The organism is Mycobacterium sp. E787, assembly GCF_001668725.1.
Classification (GTDB): domain Bacteria; phylum Actinomycetota; class Actinomycetes; order Mycobacteriales; family Mycobacteriaceae; genus Mycobacterium.
Window position 1 is genome coordinate 1 of sequence record NZ_LZKL01000044.1, and the last position, 8,604, is coordinate 8,604.

The following is an 8,604-nucleotide window of genomic DNA, read 5'->3' on the forward strand; positions in this document are numbered from 1 at the left end:
TCTACACACCCGCCCAACGCCTCGCCAACCTAATTAGCCAAGCCGCCTAAATGTTGCACTAACCACTTGACAACGGGTCGCACTTTTCCGCGCTGGCGTCGATTTCGAAAGTTAGGAGCCCAGAACGGCCAGGCCTACGGCCCCGGCCGTGGCCAGGCACATCGAGGGCCCGTGCGGAACCGCACCCGGTCCCCGCAGCAGCCCCCACAGCGCCGTCGACAGCGGCGCGCCCAGCGCCGCGAGGAACCACACATCGGGCCCGAAACAGCCGGCCAGACCGCCCAGCCCGATCGCCAGCTTGACGTCACCGGCTCCCATCGCCGCCGGCGCCAACAGGTGGACCAGCAGGTACGTCCCGCTCAGCGCGGCCGCGCCGGCCAGCGCGGCCAGCCCGCGGCCGGCCAGGGCGGCGGCCACCAGGATGGCGGCTGCCCCGGGCAGCGTCAGCGCGTTGGGCAGTCGGCGTGACCGGACGTCGTAGGCACTCAGCAGCACCAGCCAGGCGAGTACTGCCACAGCCGCTCCAAGCCGCATGGGTCCTCCTGTGCGCCGGACGAGTGTGGGGGCTACGTACGCAAACCGTGGCGAATTCGTACATAAGCCCCACGCTCGGCGATTGACCTAGGCATCGATGCGCGGCAGGCTAGCGCAGTGCCGCCTCCATGGCCTCTCGCGGAGCGGGCAGCCCTGTGAATTGCTCGACCTGGGCGAAGGCCTGGTGCAACAGCATCTGCAGGCCGTTGATGACCCGTCCGCCCGCGGCGGCCACCGCGGCGGCCAGCGGGGTGGGCCACGGGTCGTAGACGGCGTCCAGCAGCACCGGGATCGGGGCGAACGCGCCGGCGTACCGCTCGGCCACGTCGGCGGGCAGGGTGCTGACCAGCAGCTGCGCGCCGGCCACCTCGCCGGCCAGCCCCTCGCTGCCCAGCTCACAGAACCGCGTGGGAACGCCCAGCCGCGCGCCGAGGTCCACCAGCCGCGACGCCTTCCGCGGGTCGCGCGCCACGACCGTGATGGCCGTGACGCCGAGCTCGGCCAGGCCCACGACGGCGGCCGGGGCGGTGCCGCCCGATCCGCACACCAACGCGCGTCCCGAAGCCGACCCGATCGCGCCGCTGACCCCGTCGACGTCGGTGTTGTCGGCCCGCCAGCCCGTCGGCGTGCGCACCAGGGTGTTGGCCGAGCCGACCAGGGCCGCGCGCTCGGTGCGCTCACCGGCGAAGCGCAGCGCGGCGAACTTGCCCGGCGCGGTGACCGACACGCCGACCCACTCGGGCCCGAACCCGCCGACCACGCCCGGCAGCTCCTCGGCGCCGCACTCGATGCGCTCGTAGGTCCAGTCGTGCAGGCCCAGCGCGCGGTAGGCGGCCAGGTGCAGGTCCGGGGAGCGCGAATGGGCGATGGGCCGGCCGAGGACCCCGGCCTTCCTACCGCGCTGAATCGAGGACACCGTTGCGCTTAGCCAGCTCGATATTGGCCAAATGCTGCTGATAATCCTTCGTGAACAGCGTCGTGCCCTGGGCATCGATGGTGACGAAGTACAGCCAGTCCCCCGGCTCGGGATGCTCGGCCGCGCGCAGCGCGTCGACGCCGGGCGAGCAGATCGCGGTGGCCGGCAGGCCCTGGGACACGTACGTGTTCCACGGGGTCTTCTGGCCGCGGTCGGCGTCGGTGGTGGCGACCTCGCGGCGGTCCAGCGGGTAGTTCACGGTCGAGTCGAACTCCAGCGTGTGGTGCGCGTGCAGCCGGTTGTAGATGACCTGGGCGACCTTGGGGAAGTCCTGCGTGTTGGATTCCTGCTGCACCAGCGACGCGACCACCAGGATGTCGTACGGCGACAGGCCCATGGCCTGCGCCGAGTCCACCAATCCCGACTTGGCGTACTCGACGGCGCCCGCGCCGATCAGGCTCGTCAGGATGCTGTCGGCCGGCGCCGAGGGATCGACATTGAAGGTTCCCGGCGCGATCAGGCCCTCGATCCGGCGGTGGTCCTTGCCCAGCTCGGTGACCGGCTCGACGGCCCACGCCGGCACCGCCAGCGCCGTCGGCGTGCTGTTGGAGGCCGCCGCGCGCAGGTCATCCACCGAGACGCAGCGCTTGTTGCCGTCCAGGTCCACGCAGGTGGCCCGCGAGATCAGCGAGAAGATGCCGGGGTTCACCTTGTTCGTCTTCATGTCGGTGGTGTCGTCGAGCTGACGGCCCTCCGGGATGACCAGCCGCCCCACCCGGCTGTTCGGGTCGGCCAGCCGCGCCACGGCGTTGGCCGCCGGGATTTCGGTGCGCATCCGGTAGTAGCCCGGCTGGATCGAGTTGATCGCGGCGTTGCCGTGCGCGGCGTTGACGAACGCCCGCACCGTGGCGACCACGCCCTGGTTGTGCAGCGTCTCCCCGACCATCGTCGTCGAGTCACCCGATTGGATCTGAATCACGATGTCGCGCTTGCCGTTTCCGGTGTAGTCGTCGCCGGAGCCGAACACCGTGTTCCACAGCCGGGTGCCGACGAAGACGGCGACCACCCCGATCACGACGAACACCAAAAAGACAGCCCGCCCAACGGCGCGGCGGCGCTTCTTCCCACGCTCGGCCCGGTTGCGGTCGACGCGGCTCATCCTGCGCCGGGGCGGCCCGACCGCGCTGGGCTCGGCCCGCTGTCGCCGCGCGCTGTCAACCACGAGCGGCCCCCCTGCGCTGGTCGAGCCAGCTCTGCAGGATCGCCACCGCCGCGGCCTGGTCGATCACCGACCGCTGTTGGCGGGCCTTGATTCCCGCCGCGCGCAGCGACCGCTGGGCGCTCACCGTGGTCAGCCGCTCGTCGGCGAGCCGCACCGGGACAGGAGGAACTCGCCGGCCCAGCACTTCCGCCAGTTTGCTGGCGACCTCGATCGCGTCCTGCGCCGACGGTCCGGTGCGGTCGGCCAGCGTCCGCGGCAGCCCGACGACCACCTCGACCGCCTCCAGCTCCGCGGCGAGCTCGGCCAGCCGGCGCAGATGCCGGCCCGACCGGTCGCGGCGCACCGTCTCCACCGGGGTGGCCAGGATGCCGTCGGGGTCGCTCACGGCCACGCCGATGCGCACGCTGCCGACGTCGACGCCCAACCGCCGCCCCCGCCCGGGGTCCTGATCAGGATCGCCCGGCCGGTCGGGGAGGCGGTGCTGTGTCAAGGCCACTCAACCGACCCGCGCTATCTCGGCGCGTACCGCCTCGAGCGCGGCGTCGATGCCGGTCGGGTCCTTGCCGGAGCCCTGCGCCAGGTCCGCCTTGCCGCCGCCGCGGCCGTCGACGGCCTCGGCGAGCCGCTTGACCAGGTCATTGGCGCTGATGCCGAGATCCTGGGCGGCCGCATTGACCGCGACCGTGTAGGGCACGGTGCCGCCTTCGCCCTCTGCGATCAGCGCCACCACGGCCGGATCGCTGCCGAGCCTGCCCCGGATGTCGCCGACGAGGGATCGCAGGTCGGCGGCCGTCATCCCGCCGGACATCCGCTGCGCCACCACACGCACGTTACCGATCCGCTCGGCGCCGGCCGCGGCGTTGGTCGCGGCGGCCTTGGCGCCCGCCTGCCGGGCCCGTTCGAGCTCCTTCTCGGCCGCCTTGAGCCGGTCGACCAGGTTGGCCACCCGGGCCGGCACCTCGTCGGAGGGCACCTTCAGCGACGACGCCAGCCCGGCCATCAGCGCGCGCTCCCTGGACAGGTGGCGGAACGAGTCCAACCCGACGTAGGCCTCGACCCGGCGGATCCCGGAGCCGATCGACGACTCGCCCAGGATGGTCACCGGGCCGATCTGCGCGGAGTTGTGCACGTGCGTGCCGCCGCACAGCTCCAGCGAGAACGGCCCGCCGATCTCCACCACCCGCACCTCCTCGGGGTAGGCCTCGCCGAACAGCGCCATCGCCCCCATCGCCTTGGCCTTCTCGAGCTTCTCGGTGAACGTGTGCACCTCGAAGTCGGCCTGCACGGCCTCGTTGGTGACCTCTTCGATCTGGGTGCGCTGGTCCTCGGTCAGCGGGCCCTGCCAGTTGAAGTCGAACCGCAGGTAGCCCGGCCGGTTCAGCGATCCGGCCTGAACGGCGTTGGGCCCCAGCACCTGTCGCAGCGCGGCGTGCACCATGTGGGTGCCGGAGTGCCCCTGGGTGGCGCCCCGGCGCCAGCCGGGGTCGACCGCCGCGACGACGGTGTCGCCCTCCACGAATTCCCCGGACTCCACGTTGACCCGATGCACCCACAGGGTTTTCGCGATCTTCTGCACGTCGGTGACGGCCGCGCGGGCGCTCTCGCCCGCGCCGGTTCCGCTGATCGAGCCCTCGTCGGCGATCTGGCCGCCCGACTCGGCGTACAGCGGGGTGCGGTCGAGCACCAGCTCGATACGATCGGCACCCTCTGCGCCGTGCGCGACGACCGGCACCCGCCTGCCGTCGACGAAGATGCCCAAAATCCTTGCCTCGGAAGCCAACTCGTCGAACCCGGTGAATTCGGTGGGTCCGGCGTCGACCAGCTCGCGGTATGCGCTCAGGTCGGCGTGCGCGTGCTTGCGCGCGGCGGCGTCGGCCTTGGCGCGCTGACGTTGCTGCAGCATCAGCTCGTGAAAGCCGGCCTGGTCCACCTGCAGGCCGGCCTCCGACGCCATCTCGAGGGTGAGCTCGATCGGGAAGCCGTAGGTGTCGTGCAGGGTGAAGGCATCCGAGCCCGAAACCACTTTGGCGCCCGACGATTTCGTCGCGCTGACCACCTCGTCGAACAACCGCGAGCCCGACGACAGCGTCCGGTTGAAGGCGGTCTCCTCGGCGACGGCGATCCGCCGGATCCGGTCGAAGTCGGTGACGAGCTCGGGATACGACGGCCCCATCGAGTCGCGCACGGTGGCCATCAGGTCGCCGACGACGGGGTCCTCGATGCCCAGCAGCTTGGCCGACCGGATGACCCGGCGCAGCAGCCGGCGCAGCACGTAGCCGCGCCCGTCGTTGCCGGGGCTGACGCCGTCGCCGATCAGGATCGCCGCGGTGCGGCTGTGGTCGGCGATGACGCGGTAGCGCACGTCGTCCTCGTGGTTACCCGCGTCGTAAGGCCGTGGGCCCCGCGCCGCCACGGCATCGATGATCGGCCGCAGCAGGTCGGTTTCGTAGACGTTGTGCACGTCCTGCAGGACCAGCGCCATCCGCTCGACGCCCATGCCGGTGTCGATGTTCTTGCGCGGCAACGGCCCGAGGATGGCGTAGTCGTCCTTGGTGCTGCCCTCGCCGCGCTCGTTCTGCATGAACACCAGGTTCCAGACCTCGAGGTAGCGGTCCTCGTTGGCGACGGGCCCACCCTCGGGGCCGAACTCGGGCCCGCGGTCGTAGTAGATCTCCGACGACGGGCCGCACGGCCCGGGGATGCCCATCGACCAGTAGTTGTCGGCCATGCCACGGCGCTGGATCCGCTCCGCGGGCAAACCGGCGACCTCCTGCCAGATTTCCACGGCCTCGTCGTCGTCGTGAAACACGGTGGCCCACAGCCGGTCCGGGTCCAGACCGTAGCCGCCGTCGGCGACGGGGTTGGTCAGCAGCGACCAGGCCAGCTCGATCGCCCGGCGCTTGAAGTAGTCGCCGAACGAGAAGTTGCCGGCCATCTGGAAGAAGGTGTTGTGCCTTGTGGTGATGCCCACCTCGTCGATGTCGGGCGTGCGGATGCACTTCTGGATGCTGGTGGCCGTCGCGTACGGCGGGGTGCGCTGCCCGAGGAAGAACGGCACGAACTGGACCATCCCGGCGTTGACGAACAGCAGGTTGGGGTCGTCGAGGATCACCGACGCGCTCGGCACCTCGGTGTGGCCCGCCGCCACGAAATGATCGAGGAATCGCTTCCTGATCTCGTGTGTCTGCACTGTTGGTCCGCTTCTTCCTGTCGCTTCGACTTGTCTTGATCGGGGATTCCCAGCCTAGACAGTCAGCCCTCCAGGAAGCTCAACCGCACCGACCGCCGCGGGTTGTCCCGGTTGAGGTCGACCAGCACGATGCTCTGCCAGGTGCCCAGCTGGGGGTCGCCGCTGGCGACCGGCACCGTGACCGACGGCGCGACGATGGCCGGCAGCACGTGGTCGGCGCCGTGGCCGGCCGAGCCGTGCGCGTGCCGGTAGCGGTCGTCGCGCGGCAACAAACGTTCCAGGGTGTCGACCAGGTCGTCGTCGGAGCCGGCGCCGGTCTCGATGATCGCGACCCCGGCCGTCGCGTGCGGCACGAACACGTTGCACAGGCCGTCGCCGTAGCTGAAGCAGAACCTGCGCACCGCATCGGTCAGGTCGACGACGCGGCGCCGGGCGGTGTCCACCTCCAGCACATCCGTATGCACCTGGTCAAGCCTACGGCGCGAGCCCGCGCGAGGGCCATTGCGGCGGATCGGCGGGAGGAGGAAGGTATCTGGTGGGACCGGTGGCGCCACCGGGGCGCCGCCCCGACACAGGGAGGGGTCCATCGTGTACGCACGTTCCACCACCATCCAGGCGCAACCCCTGTCCGTCGACATCGGCATCGCCCACGTCCGCGATGTCGTCATGCCCGCCCTCCAGGAGATGAACGGGTATGTCGGGTTGTCGCTGCTGGTGGACCGCCAGTCCGGCAGATGCATCGCGACCAGCGCCTGGCACACGATGGAGGCGATGCGCGCCAGCGCGGAGCGGGTCGCCCCGATCCGCGATCGCGCCGCGCTGATGTTCGACGGCAGCGCCAAGATCGAGGAGTGGGACATCGCTTTGCTGCACCGCGACCACCACTCCGCCGACGGGGCGTGCGTGCGGGCCACCTGGCTCAAGGTGGTGCCGGATCAGCTGAGCCGTTCGCTGGACTTCTACCGGCACTCGGTGCTGCCGGAGATGGAGAAGCTGGACGGATTCTGCAGCGCCAGCCTGATGGTCGACCACCCGGCGTGCCGCCGGGCCGTGTCCTGCTCGACGTTCGACAGCATGGACGCGATGGCCCGCAACCGCGACCGGGCCACCGAGTTGCGCAGCCGGCGGGTCCGCGACCTGGGCGCCGAGGTGGTCGACGTGGCCGAGTTCGAGCTGGCGATCGCCCAGCTGCGGGTGCCCGAGCTCGTCTAAGGCAGCGCGTCCCCGGGGAACCCGCGGCAGGGGTGCACCTGGTAGGTGAAGACCCCCGCCGCCACCCCGGGGTCCTCGCGCATGAGGGCGGCGGTCTCGTCGACGGTCGCGGTGAACACCCCGATGCCGCACACGTCCGACTCGTCGGTGACCGGCAGCACCACCGCCAGCACGCCGTCGTCGCGCAGGCCGAAGTTGCGCCGGCCGTGCTCCCAGATGATGCCCGGCGACGAGTCGTCGCCGAACCTGGGGCCGCGTTTGAGGATCACGACGCTGTATTCCCTGGTGGTAGGCAGCAGCTCGCCCATCTCCTCGTCGGTAAACGTCTTCATCAGGCCCGTCCCCTCTGGCGGATGATGGCGCGCAGCCGGTCCAGCCGGCCGGCCAGCTCGCGTTCGCCGCCGCGGCCGGTGGGCCGATAGTAGTCCACGCCCACCAGCTCGTTCGGCGGATATTGTTGCGCCACAACGCCGTCGGGAGCGTCGTGGGAGTACCGGTAGCCCTGCGCGTTGCCCAGCCCCGCGGCCCCGGAGTAGTGCCCGTCGCGCAGGTGCGGCGGCACCAGCCCGGCTTTGCCCGCCTTGATGTCGCCCATCGCCGCCGCCAGCGCGGTGGTGACGGCGTTCGACTTGGGCGCGGTGGCCAGGTGGATGGTGGCGTGCGCCAGCGTCAGCTGGGCCTCGGGCAGGCCGATCAGCTGCACGGTCTGGGCGGCGGCGACCGCGGTCGGCAGCGCGGTCGGGTCGGCCAGGCCGACGTCCTCGCTGGCCAGGATCATCAGCCGGCGCGCGATGAACCGCGGGTCCTCCCCGGCGACGAGCATGCGGGCCAGGTAGTGCAGCGCCGCGTCGACGTCGGACCCGCGCACCGACTTGATGAAGGCGCTGATGACGTCGTAGTGCTGGTCGCCGTCGCGGTCGTAGCGCACCGCCGCCTCGTCCAGGGACTGCTCGATGGTCTCGACCGTGACGGTCTCGTTCGCTTCGGCCGCGACCTCCAGCGCGGTGAGGGCGCGCCGGGCGTCGCCGGCGGCCAGCCGCACCAGCAGGTCGACGGCCTCGGGCGTCACGGCGACCTTTCCGCCCAGCCCGCGGGGGTCGTCGATGGCGCGCTGCACCACGGCGCGGATGTCGTCGGACGTCAGCGGGCGCAGCTGCAGGATCAGCGACCGCGACAGCAGCGGCGCCACCACGGAGAACGACGGGTTTTCGGTGGTTGCGGCCACCAGGAGCACCACCCTGTTCTCCACCGCGGAGAGCAGGGCGTCCTGCTGGGTCTTGGAGAACCGGTGCACTTCGTCGATGAAAAGGACGGTCTGCTCGCCGTTGAGAAGCGCCCGGCGGGCCACATCGATCACGGCCCGAACGTCCTTCACCCCTGCCGACAGCGCCGACAGCGCCTCGAAACGGCGGCCGGTCGCCTGCGAGATCAGCGCGGCCAGCGTCGTCTTTCCGCTGCCCGGCGGCCCGTACAGGATGACCGACGCCAGGCCCGAGCCCTCGACCAGGCGGCGCAGCGGCGATCCGGGCG

At 71.1% G+C, this 8,604-nt stretch carries 9 protein-coding genes; 1 reads left to right on the forward strand and 8 read right to left on the reverse strand.

Going from position 1 to position 8,604, the window contains the following annotated elements:
- Positions 1 to 111: 111 nt before the first annotated feature.
- The 6 genes from A5705_RS09200 to A5705_RS09225 all read right to left on the reverse strand — a co-directional run bounded on the left by A5705_RS09200 (position 112) and on the right by A5705_RS09225 (position 6,314).
- Positions 112 to 534: an A24 family peptidase gene (locus A5705_RS09200; protein WP_067882895.1), complete on the reverse strand. Its 423-nt coding sequence runs from the start codon at positions 532 to 534 to the stop codon at positions 112 to 114.
- A 109-nt stretch (positions 535 to 643) separates the two neighbouring features.
- On the reverse strand, positions 644 to 1,450 hold the full coding sequence (locus A5705_RS09205) for a shikimate dehydrogenase (RefSeq protein WP_369803372.1): 807 nt from the start codon (positions 1,448 to 1,450) through the stop codon (positions 644 to 646).
- Positions 1,428 to 2,672 (reverse strand): endolytic transglycosylase MltG, encoded by a 1,245-nt coding sequence (mltG, locus tag A5705_RS09210; protein WP_068276980.1) that lies wholly within the window; start codon positions 2,670 to 2,672, stop codon positions 1,428 to 1,430. The genes A5705_RS09205 and mltG overlap by 23 nt, the downstream gene beginning before the upstream one ends.
- Positions 2,665 to 3,168 carry a Holliday junction resolvase RuvX gene (ruvX, locus tag A5705_RS09215; RefSeq protein ID WP_068276983.1) on the reverse strand — a complete coding sequence of 168 codons (504 nt, stop codon included), beginning with the start codon at positions 3,166 to 3,168 and terminating at the stop codon, positions 2,665 to 2,667. The genes mltG and ruvX overlap by 8 nt, the downstream gene beginning before the upstream one ends.
- Complete coding sequence (gene alaS, locus A5705_RS09220; protein WP_067882898.1) at positions 3,169 to 5,862, reverse strand: alanine--tRNA ligase; 2,694 nt, start codon at positions 5,860 to 5,862, stop codon at positions 3,169 to 3,171. It abuts the gene before it with no gap.
- A gap of 62 nt (positions 5,863 to 5,924) precedes the next feature.
- Positions 5,925 to 6,314: a secondary thiamine-phosphate synthase enzyme YjbQ gene (locus tag A5705_RS09225; RefSeq protein WP_096866117.1), complete on the reverse strand. Its 390-nt coding sequence runs from the start codon at positions 6,312 to 6,314 to the stop codon at positions 5,925 to 5,927.
- Between the two features lie 136 nt (positions 6,315 to 6,450).
- On the opposite strand from A5705_RS09225, the gene A5705_RS09230 reads away from it, so the two are divergent.
- Positions 6,451 to 7,074, forward strand: a complete 624-nt coding sequence (locus tag A5705_RS09230) for a hypothetical protein (protein ID WP_067882899.1) — start codon at positions 6,451 to 6,453, stop codon at positions 7,072 to 7,074.
- On the opposite strand, the gene A5705_RS09235 is transcribed toward A5705_RS09230, so the two are convergent.
- Positions 7,071 to 7,406 (reverse strand): hypothetical protein, encoded by a 336-nt coding sequence (locus tag A5705_RS09235; RefSeq protein ID WP_067882900.1) that lies wholly within the window; start codon positions 7,404 to 7,406, stop codon positions 7,071 to 7,073. The genes A5705_RS09230 and A5705_RS09235 overlap by 4 nt on opposite strands.
- Positions 7,406 to 8,604: replication-associated recombination protein A (locus A5705_RS09240; protein WP_068276986.1), on the reverse strand; the 1,199-nt coding region annotated here is incomplete at its 5' end. The genes A5705_RS09235 and A5705_RS09240, both read right to left, overlap by 1 nt.